The 18,410-nt window shown below is 47.3% G+C and carries 12 protein-coding genes and 3 tRNA genes; 5 read left to right on the top strand and 10 right to left on the bottom strand.

Annotated elements, in window-relative coordinates:
- Positions 1-83: 83 nt before the first annotated feature.
- The 6 genes from AAE250_RS12675 to AAE250_RS12650 all read right to left on the bottom strand — a co-directional run bounded on the left by AAE250_RS12675 (position 84) and on the right by AAE250_RS12650 (position 8,280).
- Positions 84-2,492, bottom strand: a complete 2,409-nt coding sequence (locus tag AAE250_RS12675; protein ID WP_294600310.1) for a GumC family protein — start codon at positions 2,490-2,492, stop codon at positions 84-86.
- Between the two features lie 59 nt (positions 2,493-2,551).
- Positions 2,552-3,373 carry a polysaccharide biosynthesis/export family protein gene (locus AAE250_RS12670; protein ID WP_294600307.1) on the bottom strand — a complete coding sequence of 274 codons (822 nt, stop codon included), beginning with the start codon at positions 3,371-3,373 and terminating at the stop codon, positions 2,552-2,554.
- A 28-nt stretch (positions 3,374-3,401) separates the two neighbouring features.
- Positions 3,402-4,805 carry an undecaprenyl-phosphate glucose phosphotransferase gene (locus AAE250_RS12665; RefSeq protein WP_294600304.1) on the bottom strand — a complete coding sequence of 468 codons (1,404 nt, stop codon included), beginning with the start codon at positions 4,803-4,805 and terminating at the stop codon, positions 3,402-3,404.
- A 476-nt stretch (positions 4,806-5,281) separates the two neighbouring features.
- Complete coding sequence (locus AAE250_RS12660) at positions 5,282-6,214, bottom strand: tyrosine-type recombinase/integrase (RefSeq protein WP_294600301.1); 933 nt, start codon at positions 6,212-6,214, stop codon at positions 5,282-5,284.
- A gap of 83 nt (positions 6,215-6,297) precedes the next feature.
- Positions 6,298-6,882: a Crp/Fnr family transcriptional regulator gene (locus tag AAE250_RS12655; protein ID WP_294600299.1), complete on the bottom strand. Its 585-nt coding sequence runs from the start codon at positions 6,880-6,882 to the stop codon at positions 6,298-6,300.
- Positions 6,883-6,936: 54 nt separating this feature from the next.
- Positions 6,937-8,280, bottom strand: coding sequence for an MATE family efflux transporter (locus AAE250_RS12650; protein WP_294600296.1), 1,344 nt, complete (start codon positions 8,278-8,280; stop codon positions 6,937-6,939).
- Between the two features lie 238 nt (positions 8,281-8,518).
- Here AAE250_RS12650 and AAE250_RS12645 point away from each other — a divergent pair.
- From AAE250_RS12645 to AAE250_RS12635, 3 genes are all read left to right on the top strand, one after another.
- Positions 8,519-8,605 (top strand) — tRNA-Ser (locus AAE250_RS12645).
- A gap of 9 nt (positions 8,606-8,614) precedes the next feature.
- Positions 8,615-8,686, top strand: a tRNA-Glu gene (locus tag AAE250_RS12640).
- Positions 8,687-8,703: 17 nt separating this feature from the next.
- Positions 8,704-8,776, top strand: a tRNA-Lys gene (locus AAE250_RS12635).
- Between the two features lie 38 nt (positions 8,777-8,814).
- On the opposite strand, the gene AAE250_RS12630 is transcribed toward AAE250_RS12635, so the two are convergent.
- Positions 8,815-9,969, bottom strand: a complete 1,155-nt coding sequence (locus AAE250_RS12630) for an acyltransferase family protein (protein WP_294600293.1) — start codon at positions 9,967-9,969, stop codon at positions 8,815-8,817.
- A gap of 164 nt (positions 9,970-10,133) precedes the next feature.
- Here AAE250_RS12630 and AAE250_RS12625 point away from each other — a divergent pair, with 164 nt between their 5' ends.
- Positions 10,134-11,798: a putative transporter gene (locus AAE250_RS12625; RefSeq protein WP_294600291.1), complete on the top strand. Its 1,665-nt coding sequence runs from the start codon at positions 10,134-10,136 to the stop codon at positions 11,796-11,798.
- A 49-nt stretch (positions 11,799-11,847) separates the two neighbouring features.
- Positions 11,848-13,836, top strand: a complete 1,989-nt coding sequence (locus AAE250_RS12620; RefSeq protein WP_294600289.1) for a fructose-1,6-bisphosphatase — start codon at positions 11,848-11,850, stop codon at positions 13,834-13,836.
- A gap of 35 nt (positions 13,837-13,871) precedes the next feature.
- Here the strand turns inward: AAE250_RS12620 and AAE250_RS12615 are convergent, their stop codons facing one another.
- Genes AAE250_RS12615 through AAE250_RS12605 form a run of 3 tightly spaced genes read right to left on the bottom strand, consistent with a single transcriptional unit; the run spans position 13,872 to position 18,373 of the window.
- Positions 13,872-15,113 carry an LA_2272 family surface repeat-containing protein gene (locus AAE250_RS12615; RefSeq protein WP_294600288.1) on the bottom strand — a complete coding sequence of 414 codons (1,242 nt, stop codon included), beginning with the start codon at positions 15,111-15,113 and terminating at the stop codon, positions 13,872-13,874.
- 11 nt (positions 15,114-15,124) lie between these two features.
- A complete protein-coding gene (locus AAE250_RS12610) occupies positions 15,125-16,675 on the bottom strand; it encodes a sulfatase (protein ID WP_294600286.1) in 1,551 nt (516 codons plus the stop codon).
- Between the two features lie 39 nt (positions 16,676-16,714).
- A complete protein-coding gene (locus AAE250_RS12605) occupies positions 16,715-18,373 on the bottom strand; it encodes a long-chain fatty acid--CoA ligase (RefSeq protein WP_294600283.1) in 1,659 nt (552 codons plus the stop codon).
- Positions 18,374-18,410: the final 37 nt, after the last annotated feature.

The raw sequence follows: 18,410 nt of genomic DNA, 5'->3' as shown, positions 1-18,410 counted from the left end.
AGGACGAAAGAAACGAATTTAAAATTAAAAGTTAAAATTTAAAAATTTAAAGTTATGACTCGGCAACTATCAACTATCAATTGTCAATTGTCAATTACCCCGTAACCGTATTTCTTGCCATAGCCATAGTACTTCCCATAAGTACCATAACCATAGTAATAGCCGTATTTCTTTTTCTTCATATCGAGGCCGTTGATGGCTGTACATAAGCCGGGCAGGCGATGGTGCTCTTGCAGCTCATTGATGAGCTTGTAATCGGTCTTATGCGTATAGTCGGCGCGGCAGACGTAGATGCTGACATCGGCTGTGCGGGCGATGATCTGCGTGTCGGTCACCATGCCGATGGGGGCCGTATCCATGATGATATAGTCGTATTCCCGGCGCAGAATGCCGATGGCATCATCCAATGCCTGGCGGGCCAGCAACTCTGTGGGGTTGGGCGGAATGGCGCCTCCCGGCAGCAGACTAAGGTTGGGCATGGTGCCGGACGGCTGTATCAGCGCATGCAAATCGGTGCTTTGAGGGGCAGAAAGGAATTGGGTGATTCCTTTTTGTTTTTGAGGAATGCTGAATGTCTTGTTCAATCCCGGTTTGCGGATGTCCAGTCCGATGAGGAGTACTTTCTTGCCCAGTAATGCAAGGCTTACGGCCAGGTTGGAGGCAAGGAACGTTTTTCCTTCACCGCTTATGGTGGAAGTGACAAGAATCACTTTCTTATCCGGATCGCCCATGATAAAGAGCAGATTGGTGCGAAGATTGCGGAAGGTTTCCGCCATGATGTCGTTATCGTTTTCGCGGACTACGATGCTGGAGAAAGACTCGTTGGGCGACTCTGCAAGAGGTATATCGCCGATGATGGGCACGGTGGTGAGTTTCTCCACATCGAGGTGCCCTTCAATCCGGAAACGGAGGAAGTTGCGTACGTAGATGATGGCAACGGGGATGCCGATTCCGAAGGCAAAGGCTATCATATAAATCATCCGGGTATCGGGGGAGATGGGAGCGCCGCTACCCATCGGCTCTTCAATGATCCGGCCATTGTTGGCGGTGGCTGCCAGGGTGATGGCGTTCTCTTCGCGTTTCTGCAGCAACATGATGTAGAGGGTGGCCTTGATTTCCTGTTGGCGCGAGATGGTCATGAACTCTTTCTCTTGCTTGGGGGCGTTGCTGATGCGGCTTTCGTACTTCCGCGCCTGCCGGCTGATGTCGTTACGGGTTATTTGCAATCCTTTCAGTACGCTGTTTACGGTGGTTTTTACGTTGTGGCGCATGGCTTCGATGCCCGTGTTCAGATTGATGACGGCGGGGTTGCTTTCCGAGGAAGTGCGCAGCAGCCGTTTGCGCTCCATGATGAGATTGTTGTATTGCTCGATGACGGACGTCAGGTTTACATCGCTCAGGCCTACGTTGGCGGGAATTACCTCGTTGTTGTTTGCAGGGTTGTTGATGTAATCGCGCAGGTAGTTTACCAGGCTGATTTGAGTGGCATTCTCGGTGTATTGCTGCTCATATTTGGAACTTTCCTGCAGGGCAAGTTGTGCGTCACTGCTCAGGTCGGTCAGTCCGGAACGCTGTTTGAAGTCTGCCAGTTCGCTTTCTGTAGTGCCCAGCTCGTTGTTGATGATGCCGATACGCTCTTCGATGAAGTCGGCGCTCTTCTGTGCCACTTCGTTCTTTTCGGTATTGGTATCTTGGTTGTAGAGTGCTATCAATGTATTGGTGAAGTCGATAGCGCGTTGTCTGTGCGTGTTCTTCAGGCTGATGGTGGCAATGGTGCTGGTTTTTGAAATGGGTTCTATGCTCAGTGCGGCTCTATACCCCCCGGCGGTGGCAGTGGGGGTGCTGATGCTGGCTTCCAAAGTGAAAGTATTTGGAGGGATGGGCACCGATTCGTTGCGGGAAATGGTGATGACGCCTGCAGGGGTGGGCAGGACGGCAGGTAGTTTCCCGAAACTTTGGACGACTTCCTGTTCTTTACCGTTCTCCAGGTAGGTGGCTTGTACCAACAATAGTCCGCCGGGCTGGTATGTCAGTTCAAGACGAACGTTACCGGTGAGCTTGTCGGCTTCTTCGGCGGTCATGAATACATCGAGCGGTGCATTTTTGTAAAGTGGCAGGGCGTAGCCGAAAGCTCGTTTCTCGGCAATGTTGATGAAGAGATTCAGGCGGGACACCACTTTTTTGATCAATGTGCGCGATTGCATGATCTGTATTTCGTTGTCGAAGTTGCTCGTCATGGAGAGCATGCCGAAGTCTTGCATAGTGGCCAGCGCATTGTTGGAGTTCTTCTTGTCGTCTTCTTTGATGAGGACGGAAGAGGATACTACGTAGACGGGCACTTGGTAGCGCAGATAAATAAAAGCCAGGGCCAGAGATAGCAGGACGCATGCTACAATGTAGGGCCAATGAATGATGTATTTGAAAAAGAAAGCTTGAAAATCAAATTTCTCGTCTTTTTCTTCGAACTGGTCGTCGTAGAGGTCTTCTTTCATTCTTTTTTGATGCTTCGTTTTAATTCTTAATTTTCATTCTGTTATTTCCCGATTCTCTTCTATTTTGCAATGGTGATGAGGAGACTGGCCAATGAAACGAGTGTGCCTATCACAGAAAACCAGATGGTGGTACTGTTACTGATACTTGCATTCTTGGCTTTGGTCTTGTTGGGCGTGATGTAGAGAATATCGTTTTGCTGCAGATGATAATAGGGTGAATGAAGGATGTTGGCTTCGTTCAGGTTCAGTGTTACGATATGGCGTTGGCCGTTGTTGTCTTCGCGGATCAGTTTGACATTGCTGCGTATGCCGTAGACGGTCATGTCGCCTGCCATGGCCAGCGCTTCGAAAATATTCACTTTTTCGTTGTTGATGGTGAAGGTGCCGGGGCTGTTTACTTCGCCGATGACCGAGATTTTGTAGTTGGACATGCGTACCGTTACGATAGGAGTCTCTTTGAGGTAGGGCTTCAGTTTCTCGCGGATGAGGTTTTCGGCTTCGCTTTTGGTCAGTCCGCCAATCTTCAGTTTACCTATTACGGGGAAATCTATTTCACCGGTATTGCTCACCAGGTATTGCTGCAGGGCGGGTTGCGAACTGATGCTATTGCCTTGCGTCACATTGATGGGGGTCTGCACAGTCAGGTTGAACGGTGCAGCCGCCATGGGGTCGGTGGTGTTTATGGTGATGCTCAGCAGGTCTTTAGGCTGGATATGTGCGTCGTAGAGTGTATCTTGCTGGTTCACTTCATTGATGACTATCTCCTGATAGCTCTTATCGGTGAGCGATTGGTAGCTTTGCAGATAAGGTACCCGCTTATAGGATTGGCAACCGGTTAGCGTCAATGCTGCCATGAGGATGATAATGCTTCTCTTTTTCATGAATCGTTGATTTTTTCTTTTGTTATTTTCAGTATGCTTCTTCTTCGCCTTGGATGGCATTCTTGATGGTTTTGTATATAATGTATATATCCAGCAGGAAAGTCCAGTGTTCCAAGTACCACACGTCCCGCAGTACACGTCCCTCCATCTGCCAGAGTTCTTTGGTTTCACCCCGGTAGCCGGTGACTTGTGCCCAGCCGGTGATGCCGGGCTTCACAAGGTGTCTGACCATGTACTGGTTGATGAGGTGGGAGTATTCTTCGGTATGTTTCAACATGTGTGGGCGTGGACCTACTACGGACATTTGCCCCAGGAATACGTTGATGAATTGGGGCAGTTCGTCGATGCTGGTCCGGCGGATAAATTCTCCGATACGGGTTTTGCGTGGGTCGTTGGCGGTGGCTTGCAGTTTGTCGCACTCGCTGTTGACACACATCGAACGAAATTTATAGCACCAGAATTCTTTCCCGTTCTCTCCGCTTCGTTTCTGCTTGAAGAGGATGGGACCGGGGGACGATGCTTTGATGGCTATGCCTATTATGACGTATACCAAAGGAAATAGGCTACAGAGGAAGAGGCTGGAGAAAAGAAGGTCGAACGTTCTTTTCAGCAGGCGGTTCTCTATTTGCGACAAGGGCTCTTCGCGGATGGTAAGCACGGGAACGTTGCCGAACATCTCGAAGTGCATGCGGCGTTGCAGATAGTTGCGGACGTTGGGTACGCTGAAGAAGCGTATCAGATGGTTTTCGCAATAATTGATGATAGGGATTATTTCGTTGCTGCGCGTGGAGGAAAGACAACAGTAGACTTGCTCCACAGAGTGATTCTGCAGAAAGGTGATGACTTCCCGGGGTTGTCCGAGGTAGGGGGCAGAGGCGGGGCACTCTTCGGAAGGAGCGTCATCGAAATAGCCCATAATGCGGAAGCCGTTGGCAGGATCTCCTATCATCTCCTGATGCAGTTCCCTCATATTCTTGTTGCTGCCTACAAAAACGGCCGAACGGGAGTTACCTCCACGTTTACGGTATTTCTTGAGGATGTATCTGAAGGTCAGCCGGTAGATCGTGAGGCAGACGAGGAATATACCGTAGAAGTAGATGAAGAAGCGGGTAGACGATAGCTTGATATTGAGAAGGCCGATCAGGCTGATGAACAGTACTGCATGGCAGATAGTGCTGCGCAGGGCATGGGCTACGATGTATTCAGGACGAACAAAGCGTTTGTGGAGGATGATGCCGTCGGAATAATTGCATAGTAGATAAACAAGGTTTAGCAAGACCAATAGCTGGGGCAATGAATGTACGAATTCACTGCCCAGCATTGGGTAGTCAAAAGCATGATATAGTGAGATGAAAGTGAGATTCAATAAACACAGGTCACCGGAGATGATGACTGATTTAATAATTTTATTGAAGCGCAATATTTGTTTCATGATCTGCACTAGTTTCAATAGGCTTCTCCCTTTATATACCTTATTATAAGGCAAGAAAAGAGAAAGGCGTGTTCCCTTTGTTTTGTTTTGCTATTCTCTTACTTACTAGGTAAGAGTAATTAGATATTGTATAAAGTATATTCTTTAAAAGCCTATAAAAGAAATCCTTACACATGCATGAATGGGTATGCGATAAAAAATACAAAGAGATATTACCCCCTGTAATAAAAACTATATTTATAGCTTCTTTTTCTGTTTACATTGTAAATAATTGAAAATACAAAATAGCAACTCTGTATGCGTTTAATATACATGTGGAGGGGATTGTTGATTGAAATAATAATCTTTTTTTTATGGTTATTATAATCTTTTTTATACCTTTGCAGGCGTGAAAAAGATTTCTCTTACCTAGTAAGTAAGAGAATAAAAAAGAAAAAATGTTTTCTGTGTGTATGTTATAAAAGTTTTACAATTGCTTATCTTTTATTTCCTTTCTTTTTATTGGGGTGAATAGTTGCAATTACTTTTCGATTTGCTTTACTCATTGCATTATTATCAAAAGAAGCTAGGTAAACATGAGTTACTTTCTCCGAAGTGTGTCCCAAACTCTCGCTGATGACCGAAATAGCTACTCCTTCATCTTTGGCTGTAGTGGCCCAGCTATGGCGCGCAACGTAGGATGTCAGTGGGGTACTTAACCGCATCATCTTCGAGAGGCGATGCAAGTGCTGGTTGTAAAGTCGCAGGGCACTTCTGTACTGTTTATATCCATCTTCTCCGGTCAACGACAGTATAGGTAGTAGATAAGGTGAAGAGGCATCCTTGTTTTTATATTTCTGTAGGATTTGTGCAGCATACGACTCAATATGTACAGACAATTGCTGGTGAGTCTTATGGCGATAATAATAAATAGTGTTGTGTCTTACGTCTGTTTTGCGGAGATAAGCAAGATCCACAAAAGGAATGCCGCGCAAATAGAAACTTAACAGAAATATATCGCGGCTAAAACTTAACGTTGGTTTCTTGTCCAGGTTAAGGTTCAGCAACCGACGAAATAGTGCGGGAGCTATGGCGCGCTTAGTGGTCGGTTCGTAACCAGTGAATACGAAATTGAACAGTTCGTCTACGTTGCTTGTGAAAGGAATACCTTCGTTCTCGGCCTGGTGGCAGATGGAACGCAACATACGCATATAGGTTGATAGGGTATTGTGAGATCTGCCTTCGCTTAATAACTGATCCTCGTATTGCTTGATGAGGCCGGGGGTGAGGGAACTGAAGGTGATGGAAGAATCACCTGCAAAACGGAGAAAGCTATTTATTGTACTAGTATATATGCCGGCTGTACTGTAACGCCCAGCTTGTTTTGTCTCTTCTATTAAAGAGCGAGAGTATGTATCTATTGTATGCATAGTTTGATTCTTTTGTATTTGGGATGAAATAATAATATCTCTATGCAAATTCAGTTGTGTATTCTCTATGTAAACGAGGAGGGTTACAGTATGCCCGAACGTACTCTGCTCAATGTTTCGGGGGTCATCAGCAGATAGGAAGCGATGTGCGACAACGGAGCTCGTTTGATGACCTCCGGCTGATTTTCCATGAGCTGGTTGTAACGTTCGCGCGCCGTTTCAAACCGCCAGGAATCAGCCTTTACTTGTGAAACAATCAGAGAATATTCGAGTATTTTGCGATAGAACATGTTAATTTCCCATGAAATTTCTGTAAGCGTCATCAGTTTGTTATAGGGTAACAGGTATACGATGCTTGGCTCCAGTGCTTCGATCATGAGATGGGTAGGTTCTTGTTTCAGGGTGCTTTCGATACAGATGACAATACATCCTTCGTAAGAGAAATGTTCGGTGACATCTTTCCCGTTCTTATAGTAGAACTGGCGCAGCATGCCCTTGCCTACAAATACGATATTATGGCTGATTTGCCCTTCATTGAGAAGTAACTCGCCTTTTTCTACTTCTTTACGAATAAGAATTCCCTCTATCAATTTCCTGCCTTCAGGTGCCATGCCTGGATAGCGGGAATTAACAGCGGCATTTACGGTCTCTTTCAGTAGTGCATCCATAAAGTCTAATTTGTTTGTTATGGCGGCAAAGATAAGTAATAAAACTGATTTATATCAATTTTTTATGAAGCTTTTATTTACCCACTTCATGCCGTACCAGCGGCGGACAAAGATGATGCCGCGGATATTCTCGTCCAGCAGAAAGGCTACCCACATGCCACAGATGCCCCAGCCGAGGGGAATGCCGAAAAGATAACCCAAGCCGACGGCAACACTCCACATCACTACCAGGCCTACATAGAAGGGGTAGTTGACATCGCCTGCCGCACGAAGTGCATTGGTGGCGAAAATGTTGATGGGGCGGCCTATCTCAAGAATGATGTCTATAATCAGGATAGTAGTACCCATGCGGATAATCTCCGGGTTGGACGTGAGCCAGCCGAAGATGGTATGTCCGAAGAGGGCGAGAATGCAAGAAAGTATTACGGTGATCAGGACGGATTTCTTCATGACGTATTTTCCCATCAGGAAAGCGGCGTGCGGCTTCTTTTCACCTATGAGATGTCCGATGCAGATAGCGCCGCCTTGTGCCATGGAGATGCTGAAAAGATAGGCGAACATGATGATGTTGACGCAATAGGTGCGGGTGGCCAATGCCTCTACACCCAGCATGTTGATAAAGAATGTGATGACTACCTGCGAAGAACTGTATGACAACTGTTCACCGGCCGAGGGGAGTCCTACTTTCATCAGGTTCCTCAGCTCTATCCAGGGGAATGGGCGGAAGTATGCCAGCGGGAAACGGGAGATGTGCTTGCGGAACAGGATGATGAACAGCAAAACCATGGAAATACCCCGGCTGAAAGCTGTGGAAATGGCAGCACCTTCTACACCCAGTTCCGGAAAACCGAAGCGTCCGAAGATAAGAGAGTAATTGCCTATGATATTAAGGATATTGACTACAACGGTGACGAGCATCGGATAGATGGCTTTGTTGGCACTGCGCAGGGAAGCGGAGAGGGTGAGAGACATTGCCTGGAAAAAAGCGAAAGCGCCTACGATACGCATATAGTCCATACCGTCCTGCATCAGTTCGGGAGTGAGCCCCATCAAGTGGAGGATGGGACCGGCGCAAGAAAACAGGAATAGGCTGACGGTGACACCAATCACCAGATTGACCAGGATGGATACACCGACTACCTGGACAACTTTCTTCTGCATCCTGGCTCCGAGGTATTGCGAACAAAGCACAGAGGTACCAAGGTTGATGACTTCGAAAACAAGGAAAGTAAGCATGATGATCTGGTTGACCACTCCTACGGCAGCAACACTGTTGTCGGAGTGGCGGCTCAGCATGATGGTGTCTACGGCACCGAGCATCATGATGAGAAGCGTCTCTATAAAAATAGGCGCAGCCAGCTTGGCAAGCCGCTTTTTCAAGCTTTCTTGTTGTATCATCGTTCGTATATATGCGCTATGTTTCACAAAAAAATCGCGCAAAGATAAGGAAAGATTGGAAACAGCGAATTGATATGTATCAAAAATGATTTTAACATTTAACTCTTACCGTTTGAATGTTAACATGTTAACTCCATTGTTGCAAAAACGTTGAAAAAAATATGTAGGAAAGATTTGCACAGTCCAAAAGTTTGCCCTACATTTGCACCGCATTTGAAAAGAATGCTGGTTACAAAAAGGAAGTTTGGGTGAGTGGCTGAAACCACCAGTTTGCTAAACTGACGTACGGGTAACCGTACCGGGGGTTCGAATCCCCCAGCTTCCGCACATAATCGGTGGATTCGTCTAACGGTTAGGACACATGCCTCTCACGCATGCAATACGAGTTCGATTCTCGTATCCACTACGGTTATCGGATGTAACGCACTCTTAGCTCAGTTGGTAGAGCAACTGACTCTTAATCAGTGGGTCCAGGGTTCGAATCCCTGAGGGTGTACAGGAATAAAATGTTTTAGTGAATAAAGGCTCTGAAAGTCAATGGCTTTCAGGGCTTTTTTTATGAGTATTACTTATCATTTTCGTTAAATATTTGCGTACGGGTTCATCGTATACCTTTAAGCAGAGATAAGCTAATAATATACTTCCGATAACCAGGGCGGCAGCTCCCGGCAAAGATTGCACAAATGTCAGGTTCTCGTTCTTCACCCAGGCGTAGTACAGATATATAAAGGGGTAGTGTACCATGTAAAGAGGGTAGGAGATGTCTCCCAGGAATTTGCATACCCGGGTGGTATATTTATCAGTCGTTTTCCCGGAGGCTCCGAGGTAAACGATGATAGGGAAAAGAATGGCAAAGCAAACGGTATCATATAATCCGTTCATCCATAGACTTTCGCTTCCACCGAGGCGGGGCACTGCCAGCAAGATGATAATGGATAGACTGCACAGCCCGAAAGCGCCTTTTATATGAACGGGCTTGAATATACGCGATAAAAACAATCCTGCCGAAAAAGCAAACAGCAAGCGCAGGGAACCACCCAGCATGTTATCTCCCGTCATTGAAAAACCTACGCATACGTCACCGTAAGGACCGAATATGGAAAATGTTGCCAATCCGATTCCGGCAAGTAACGTCAATACGCCAAGGGCCTTGGTAGAGAACTTATGAATGAAGAATGCATATAGGAGGTTTCCGATATATTCGAAGAATAGAGACCAGCTGGGACCGTTCAAAGGATACATTTCGCCCACTCCTCTAATCTCGCTGCCGGGCGTGGCGGGGATCAGGAAGATGTTTATCAAGGTAGCTACAAGCAGCATGGATATGGATATTTTTGAAACATCCCATACCGGGCATCCCTGGGTATAAAACATAATGGCTCCGATGATAGCTCCGATAACCACCATCGGATGCAGACGAATAATTCTGCGCAAGATAAAATCTTTTGTTTTCATTGTTTTCCAGCGGTCATCGTAAGCATATCCTACAACAAAGCCCGAAAGGATGAAGAAGAAATCGACAGCCAGATATCCATGATTGATTTGCTGGTCTATATGACTGGTGGCATAGGCTTCGAATAAATGAAAGCATACCACCATGATAGCCGCTACTCCGCGCAGCCCGTCAAGTATCTCATAATGCGGTTTGGTGTCTGCAAATGCCGCCGAAGGGAGTTCTCTTTTTGCCATTGAAAATAATCTTTTTGAGGTGCGTGCCAAAAGTATAAAATTTATTTAAAATGCAAGGAAGAACTTGGCCTTATTTTTAGTTTTACGAATGTTTCTTGCCTAATATTTTTGACCTCCACAGATACTTCCTATCTTTGCAGACTGAAATCGTAAATTGATATACATTGGATTGGCTGTATAGTTTATTCGTCGAGCATTCCGCTTTGCAGGCGGTTGTGGTGCTTTCGCTGATTTCTGCCATCGGGCTGGGATTGGGGAAGATACATATTTGCGGCATCTCTTTGGGAGTGACGTTTGTGTTTTTTGCAGGTATCATTGCCGGACATTTCGGGCTTTCCATTGACCCGCAGATGCTGAATTATGCGGAAAGCTTTGGTTTGGTGATATTTGTATATGCCTTGGGGCTGCAAGTGGGCCCGGGTTTTTTCAGTTCCTTCCGAAAAGGAGGGGTAGAGCTGAACATGCTGGCTCTGGGCGTAGTGCTGATAGGCACGTTGATGACGGTGCTTGGCAGCTATGGCCTGGGAATCTCTTTGCCGAATATGGTAGGTATTCTTTGTGGCTCTACAACGAATACTCCGGCTCTTGGTGCGGCACAGCAAACGTTGAAACAGATGGGGCTGGAATCCAGTATGCCGGCTTTGGGATGTGCGGTGGCATATCCGTTGGGTGTGGTCGGGGTAATCCTGGCTATATTGGCTATCCGCAAGGTGCTGGCGCATAAGGAAGATCTGGAACTGAAAGAGAAGGACGATGTGAACAAACCTTATATTGCAGCGTTTCAGGTACACAATCCTGCTATTTTCAATAAGAGCATCAAGGAAATAGGCGGTCTGAATTATCCTAAGTTTGTTATCTCCCGTTTATGGAGAGATGGAAACGTGAGCATCCCTACTTCTGAGAAAGTGATAAAAGAGGGTGACCGCCTTTTGGTGATTACTTCTGAAAAATACACTGCCGCGCTGACCGTTCTTTTCGGTGAGCAGGAACATACCGACTGGAACAAGGAAGATATAGACTGGAATGCTATAGACAGCCAGTTGATTTCGCAACGCATTGTGGTGACCCGTCCCGAACTGAACGGTAAGAAGCTGGGCTCTTTGCATTTGCGTAATCATTATGGCATCAATATCAGCCGGGTATATCGTAGCGGCGTGCAACTGCTGGCTACAGCGGAATTGAGATTGCAGTTAGGTGACCGCCTTACGGTAATAGGTGAGGCAGCTGCCATACAGAATGTGGAGAAAGTCTTGGGTAATGCCATCAAGAGCTTGAAGGAGCCGAACCTGGTGGCAGTGTTTGTAGGCATTATCTTAGGTTTGGCTTTAGGGGCAATTCCTATTTCCATACCGGGCATCAGCGCTCCCGTCCGGCTTGGATTGGCGGGCGGACCGATAATTGTGGGTATTCTTATCGGAACGTTCGGACCGAGAATGCACATGGTGACCTATACTACGCGCAGTGCCAATCTGATGCTTCGCGCATTGGGGTTATCTCTATACCTGGCTTGCCTGGGACTGGATGCGGGTGCTCATTTCTTCGATACGGTATTCCGTCCCGAAGGGTTGTTGTGGATTGCTGTCGGTTTTGCACTGACGGTAGTTCCGGTACTGATAATGGGCATCATCTCCTTTAAGTGGATGAAGATAGATTTCGGGACAATGGCCGGTATGTTGTGCGGAAGCATGGCGAATCCGATGGCACTGAATTATGCCAACGATACCATTCCGGGTGATAATCCGTCGGTGGCTTATGCTACGGTCTATCCGCTTTGCATGTTCCTGCGGGTCATCATTGCACAGGTATTGCTGATGTTCCTGCTGGGTTAAGAGAATAATGTAACTATCAATTATCAACTATCAATTATCAATTAATAAAATGGGAAATATAACTCCGGAAAGCATTGTCAGTGACTTGCGTTATTTGCAATTATTGTCACGTAGTTTTCCTACTATCGCTGATGCCAGTACGGAAATTATAAATCTGGAAGCTATCCTGAACTTACCGAAGGGCACGGAGCACTTCCTGACAGATATTCATGGTGAGTATGAAGCTTTCCAGCATGTGTTGAAGAATGCATCGGGCGCAGTGAAGCGTAAGGTGAACGAAATCTTCGGTCATACATTGCGTGAAAGTGAGAAGAAGGAAATCTGTACATTGATTTATTATCCGGAGGAGAAACTGCAACTGATAAAGGAGCAGGAAACGGATTTGGATGACTGGTATCTGATTACTCTGAACCAGTTGGTAAAGGTTTGCCAGAATGTTTCATCCAAATATACACGCTCGAAGGTGCGCAAGGCACTTCCGCCGGGATTCTCGTATATCATTCAGGAACTGCTGCATGAGTCGAGCATAGAACCGAATAAGCATGCTTATATCAATGTGATTATCAGCACTATTATCTCTACGAAGCGTGCGGATGATTTCATTGTTGCCATGTGCAATCTGATACAACGCCTGACCATCGACTCGCTCCATATTGTGGGTGACATCTACGACCGTGGTCCGGGTGCCCACATCATTATGGATACGCTTTGCGATTATCATAACTTTGATATCCAGTGGGGAAACCATGATATTCTGTGGATGGGGGCAGCGTCGGGCAACGATGCGTGTATAGCCAACGTAATCCGTATGTCCATGCGCTATGCCAATCTGGCTACACTGGAAGATGGCTATGGTATAAACCTGTTGCCGCTTGCTACATTTGCAATGGATACGTATGCCGATGATCCCTGTACAATCTTTGCCCCGAAGATGAACTTTGCCGATGCGGAGTACAATGAGAAGACCTTGCGCCTGATTACGCAGATGCACAAGGCTATTACGATCATTCAGCTGAAGCTCGAAGCGGACATCATCAGCCGCCGCCCGGATTTTGCGATGGAGAACCGGAAGCTGCTGCACAAGATAGACTTTGAGCGGGGGATATTTGTGTACGAAGGAAAGGAGTACGCATTGCGCGATACTAATTTCCCGACGGTCGATCCTGCTGATCCGTATCGCCTGTCTGATGAGGAACGTGAGTTGGTTGATAAGATTCATGCTTCTTTTATGAACAGTGAGAAACTGAAGAAACACATGCGTTGCCTGTTTACATACGGTGGCATGTATCTGGTGTGCAACAGTAATCTGTTGTATCATGCTTCCGTGCCTTTGAATGAAGACGGCAGCTTCAAGCACGTGCGCATAGGGAAGAAGGAATATTGGGGTCATAAATTGCTGCAAAAGACCGATCAGTTGATACGTACCGCTTATTTTGCTGAGGATGGCGCGGAGAATAAACAGTTTGCACTGGATTACGTCTGGTACATGTGGTGCGGAACGAATGCTCCCTCTTTTGATAAAGACAAGATGGCTACGTTTGAACGTTATTTTGTGGCAGATAAAGAGTTACACAAGGAAACGAAGGGATATTACTATACTTTGCGAAATGAGGCGGAGGTATGTGACCGCATTCTGGAAGAGTTCGGGGTGGAACCGGGAACTCATTCCCATATCATCAACGGACATGTTCCGGTGAAGACAATCAAAGGTGAGAAGCCTATCAAGGCAGACGGTAAGTTGCTGGTTATTGACGGTGGTTTCTCAAAAGCCTATCAGCCGGAGACGGGCATTGCCGGATATACGTTGGTGTATCATTCTCACGGCTTGCAGCTGGTGCAACACGAACCCTTCCAAAGCCGTCAGAAGGCAATAGAAGAAGGGCAGGATATCAAGTCCACTACATTCGTTATCGAATTCAATTCGCAGCGTATGATGGTGAAAGATACGGATAAGGGAAAGGAACTTGTGACGCAAATACAAGACTTGAAGAAGCTGCTGGTGGCGTATCGTACAGGGTTTATCAAGGAGAAGCAATAAAGAACTCTCGCCCCCTCAAGAAAGGGGGCGTTGAGTTAGTATTTAAACAGCACTACTCCTCCTTCTACAATCACTCCTTTGTCGTAAGTCTTGCCTTTGGTATAATAGCGGCTACCGCCATAACCTCCTGTCAGGAAGACGCCGAGCTGGTCTGTCAATCGATATTCCAGGTTTATACGAGCCTGGAGGGCATAGAGGCGTGCAGGAATACCATAATCTTTGTTTTTGAAAGTTTCGATGTGCTGGTAACCTAAATCGCCGCTGATGAACAGTTGTTTATAAAGCGGCAGTTCCAAACCGGCACGATAGAAGAGAGCGGCGGAGAACTTGTCACCGAAGTCTAAATAATGGGTACCGCCACCCAGAATGGTGTAGAATAGATTGTTCTTGAAACGTGCACCCACATTCAGCTTGGTAGCATTACCACCAAAAAGCATCATTTGTACTTTCGTGTTAGGGTTGGCATTGACCAGTCCCAGCTGAAAACCATCCAGCTTCTCCTTGTAGTAGTTGAACAGTCCGATTTGGAGCCCTTTGGCACGGATGGCCATATTGACAGGGGCAATTTGTATGCCTTGGGCCGTACCGCCTACTACGTTGCCTATGCCGGAAATCTGAATGCCGGTCATGTTCTCACCGGTAATATTGGCGAGTCCGGAGAGCTGTACGCCTTCAAAATTCTTACCGACCACACTCAGCAGGCCGGCGGAGGAAAGACCTTTGAAACTGCCGCCGGAAATATTGGCAAGCCCGGCAAAGTGTACACCGGAAGCACCTTCTCCACTGATGTTCAATAAGCCGCCTATAGTGACTCCGCGGTTATTGTCTCCGCTGATATTTGCCAAACCGGAGAAGATGACGCCTTGGGCATTGTTACCGGTGATATTTATCAAGCCCGACATGGACAAACCTGTCAGGTTGTTTCCGTTGACGTTGCTGATACCCGCCATCTGGATGCCACGCATGCTTCCACCCACTATATTGAATACCCCTGCCATCTGCACGCCGTTCACGTCTTTGCCTGCCACGGCTCCAAGGATGTTTATTCCAAGCCCGTTCAAGCGATTCATGGAGGAGAACACACCCAGGTTGAAGCAGGTACTTCCTACGGTATCAGTCCGTTGCGTGGATATATTTTTCCAGAGGGATAGGTTGATACCAACCGGGCCATGGTCTGTCCGTGATGCCGGTTTAGAACTTTTTTTACTGTTTTCCTGGGCGAAAACCGTCCCTGCAATGAGCAGGGACAGAAAGAAGAGTGAAAGGGTTCGTTTCATATTGTTTCTTTTTAGATTTCATCCGGCCAGGGAGCAGGCAGCCGGGTAGCACGTAGTGTAGGGCGTTGTGCATCCACAGACCGGAGATAATTACTTAGCTTTTTGGATAGCTCTTTGACGATTTCGGGCTTCTCCTGCGCCATGTCGTGCTTTTCGCTGATGTCGGCGGGAATATTGAAAAGCTCACGCTTGCCGCTACCGAAATAATATACCAGCTTCCAGTCGCCCGAACGGATGGAGCAGGTAGCTCCGATGCCCGGTCCCGACGGACCCCAACTGTTGGGGTAATGCCAGTAGATATCGCGGTCTTTCATTTCACCTTTGCCGGTGATCAGAGGCAGGAAACTGATACCGTCCCGTTGCTGTACGGTTTTATAGTTATCTACTCCGGCTATTTCGAGGATAGTGGGGAAGAAGTCTTCTATCATTAAATAATGGTCGCATTTGGTTTCGGGAGCTACGACTCCCGGCCAGCGGACAATCATCGGCTCGCGTATGCCGCCTTCGTAGGCAGAACCTTTTCCGCTGTTGAGGGGGAAGTTCTGTACATGCAGTTCTCCGGCGCGGGTATGGGCGGCCAGTCCGCCGTTGTCGGACATGAAAATAAGGACGGTATTCTCTGTCAGATTGTTCTTGTCCAGATAGTCCATGATGTCTCCCAGGCTCTTGTCCATGCCTTCGATAAGGGTGGCATAGGCAGCTTCTACCGGCGGAAGACCTTTGTCGAGGTACTTCTGATAAAAGCGCATATCGGGTTGTATAGGCGTGTGGATAGCGTAATGGGCCATGTAGAGGAAGAATGGTTTGTCAATCTTCTGTGCATCGTCCAGCGCCTTCATGGCTTCGATGGTGAGGGCTTCGCTCAGGAAAGTATCTGTTCCGTGATATTTTTCCAAGCCGGGCACGGCAGCCAGCGGACTATCCCCATCAGCTTTATTGCCGAAATTTTCCTTGCCGTAGTAGCTGGCAGGCGAACCGGCGGCATGTCCGGCAATATTCACCTCGAAACCCATCTTCAGTGGGTCGGCTCCGGGAGTATCTTCGGCACCGAAGTGTGCTTTTCCGCAGTGTATGGTATGGTAACCGTTGTCTTTGAGCAGTTCTGCCAGGGAGGTAACTTGGGTCGTTCGTTCTATGCCCGGTTCCTGGCAGATGCCGTTGACGTTCCATTCGGGATAAATCATGACGGAGTCCGGTTCTTCGTGCGTCGTATTCTTGCGCAATGTCCAACTGGTGACGCGATGTCGGGCGGCATTCATTCCCGTAAATAGGCTGACGCGTGTGGGTGAACTGATGCTGCAGGCATAAGCTTGCGTAAACATCTTGCCTTGGGCTGCCATACGCTCCATGTTGGGCGTATGATACGTGTCATTGTACTTGGTACGTTGTGTCCAGAAGGGCAGGGAGGTGTCTTGCCATCCCATATCATCCACCAGAAACAGGACAATGTTGGGATGCTTTTCCGATGCAGGTGCCGCCTCGTCGGACGGCATACCATGTACTTCTGCCGCCATTCCGCAGAGGGGCAATATGGCGGCAGATAATAATAGTTCGTTTTTCATTTAAAATATAGTTTAGAAAGGGTTAGAGTTGTTGCTGTTTTATCCTTTGGCTTCCTGATACAAGAATCGTTTGATAGATTTCTTAGGTGTCTTCTCGAATTCTTCAGGGTAGATTTTCATTTTGAACAGCTGGCTGTATGCAGGCAATTCGGCGTTCAGAGCTACGCGGTTCTCTTCCATGACGCGTTCGATATCGTCGTTGTTCAGACCGTGGGCAAAAGCTTCGTCGAAGTCGGGATAAACCAGGCCGACGAGTTTTTCATTTTGTTGTACGATAATGCTTTCGGACACATAGGGCATGTTGTTCAATTTATCCTCTATTTCTTCGGGATAGATATTCTGTCCGCTGGGGCCAAGGAGCATATTCTTGCTGCGGCCTTTGATGGTGACGTTTCCTTCTTCATCCATCAAGGCAAGGTCGCCGGTGTGCAGCCATCCGTCTTTGTCGAGCACCTGCTCGGTGGCTTCTTCGTTCTTGTAGTAGCCTAACATCACGTTGGGACCGCGGCAGATGATTTCTCCCGGAATGTTGGCAGGGTCGGGCGACAGGATTTTCACTTCCATTCGGGGAGCTGCTTTTCCGCAGGAACCCGGTTTAAAGCGTGTCCAGTCTTCGTAACAGATAATGGGGCCGCATTCGGTCATGCCGTAACCTACTGTATAGGGGAATTCTATCATCTTCAGGAATAGTTCCACTTCCTGGTTGAAGGCGGCACCGCCTACGATGATTTCTGCAAAGTTGCCGCCAAAGGCCTGTATCATCTGGTCGCGTACGGTAGCCTTTATCTTATCGTTGATGATGGGCACTTTCAGCAACAGTTTCATGGCCGGCGTTTCCAGTTTGGGCAATACGCTTTTCTTGATGATCTTTTCAATAATGAGCGGAACGGCTATGATCAGGTTCGGTTTTACCTCGGTGAATGCCTGGAAGATTATCTTCGGGCTGGGCATACGGGTAAGGAAGAAGATATGGCATCCTACGGCGAATTCATAAAGGAATTCGAATGCCAGTCCGTACATGTGTGCCATTGGCAACATGGATACGATTCTGTCGCCGGCCTTCAGCGGCAGCACTTCGAATGCGAATTTTGTATTCGACCAAAGGCTGCGGTAAGGCAACATCACTCCTTTGGAGTAACTGGTAGTACCGGAGGTATAGTTGATAACCGCCAGTTCTTCGGGCTGGTCTTTGTGATAGTCGATGTGTTCCTTGCGGAAGTTCTTGGGATATTTCTTACCGAACATTTCATTGAGATGTTCGCGGGCATAGTCCAGCTTCTCACTGCGGGAGACGAGGATATAGAAATCGGCCATCATCATGATGCCTTCCAGCAGGGGCATGGCGCTTTCGTTGAGGTTTTCCCAAACCTGGTCGCCGACGAAGAGCAATTTGGCCTCGGAGTGGTTCACGATATTGTGTATATTGTCCGCTTTGAACTCGTGGAGGATGGGGACAATAACAGCTCCATACGTCAGAGTAGCAAGAAAGGTGACTCCCCAATGGGAACTGTTACGGCCACAGACGGCAATCTTGTCACCCTTCTTTATACCGCTTGCCTCAAAAATGATATGCAGCTTTTCTATTTTGCGGGCTACATCCTTATATTGTAGGGTTGCTCCTTTATAATCGGTCAGGGCATCCAAATCCCAATTCTCTTTTATGCTGTTTTCTATGTAGGCGATAAAGCTTTGTTCCATGATCTTAATTGCACATTTAGTTGAAATTTGTGCAAAT

It is taken from the genome of Bacteroides sp. GD17 (genome assembly GCF_038448625.1).
Classification (GTDB): domain Bacteria; phylum Bacteroidota; class Bacteroidia; order Bacteroidales; family Bacteroidaceae; genus Bacteroides.
This window is presented reverse-complemented; position numbering and strand designations above follow the sequence as displayed.

Bases quoted from the DNA above. Each gene is read 5' to 3' on its own strand.
- AAE250_RS12670 (WP_294600307.1), bottom strand. From the start codon at position 3,373: ATGAAAAAGAGAAGCATTATCATCCTCATGGCAGCATTGACGCTAACC.
- AAE250_RS12610 (WP_294600286.1), bottom strand. From the start codon at position 16,675: ATGAAAAACGAACTATTATTATCTGCCGCCATATTGCCCCTCTGCGGA.
- AAE250_RS12675 (WP_294600310.1), bottom strand. From the start codon at position 2,492: ATGAAAGAAGACCTCTACGACGACCAGTTCGAAGAAAAAGACGAGAAA.
- AAE250_RS12630 (WP_294600293.1), bottom strand. From the start codon at position 9,969: ATGGCAAAAAGAGAACTCCCTTCGGCGGCATTTGCAGACACCAAACCG.
- AAE250_RS12665 (WP_294600304.1), bottom strand. From the start codon at position 4,805: ATGAAACAAATATTGCGCTTCAATAAAATTATTAAATCAGTCATCATC.
- AAE250_RS12620 (WP_294600289.1), top strand. From the start codon at position 11,848: ATGGGAAATATAACTCCGGAAAGCATTGTCAGTGACTTGCGTTATTTG.
- AAE250_RS12650 (WP_294600296.1), bottom strand. From the start codon at position 8,280: ATGATACAACAAGAAAGCTTGAAAAAGCGGCTTGCCAAGCTGGCTGCG.
- AAE250_RS12655 (WP_294600299.1), bottom strand. From the start codon at position 6,882: ATGGATGCACTACTGAAAGAGACCGTAAATGCCGCTGTTAATTCCCGC.
- AAE250_RS12615 (WP_294600288.1), bottom strand. From the start codon at position 15,113: ATGAAACGAACCCTTTCACTCTTCTTTCTGTCCCTGCTCATTGCAGGG.
- AAE250_RS12605 (WP_294600283.1), bottom strand. From the start codon at position 18,373: ATGGAACAAAGCTTTATCGCCTACATAGAAAACAGCATAAAAGAGAAT.
- AAE250_RS12660 (WP_294600301.1), bottom strand. From the start codon at position 6,214: ATGCATACAATAGATACATACTCTCGCTCTTTAATAGAAGAGACAAAA.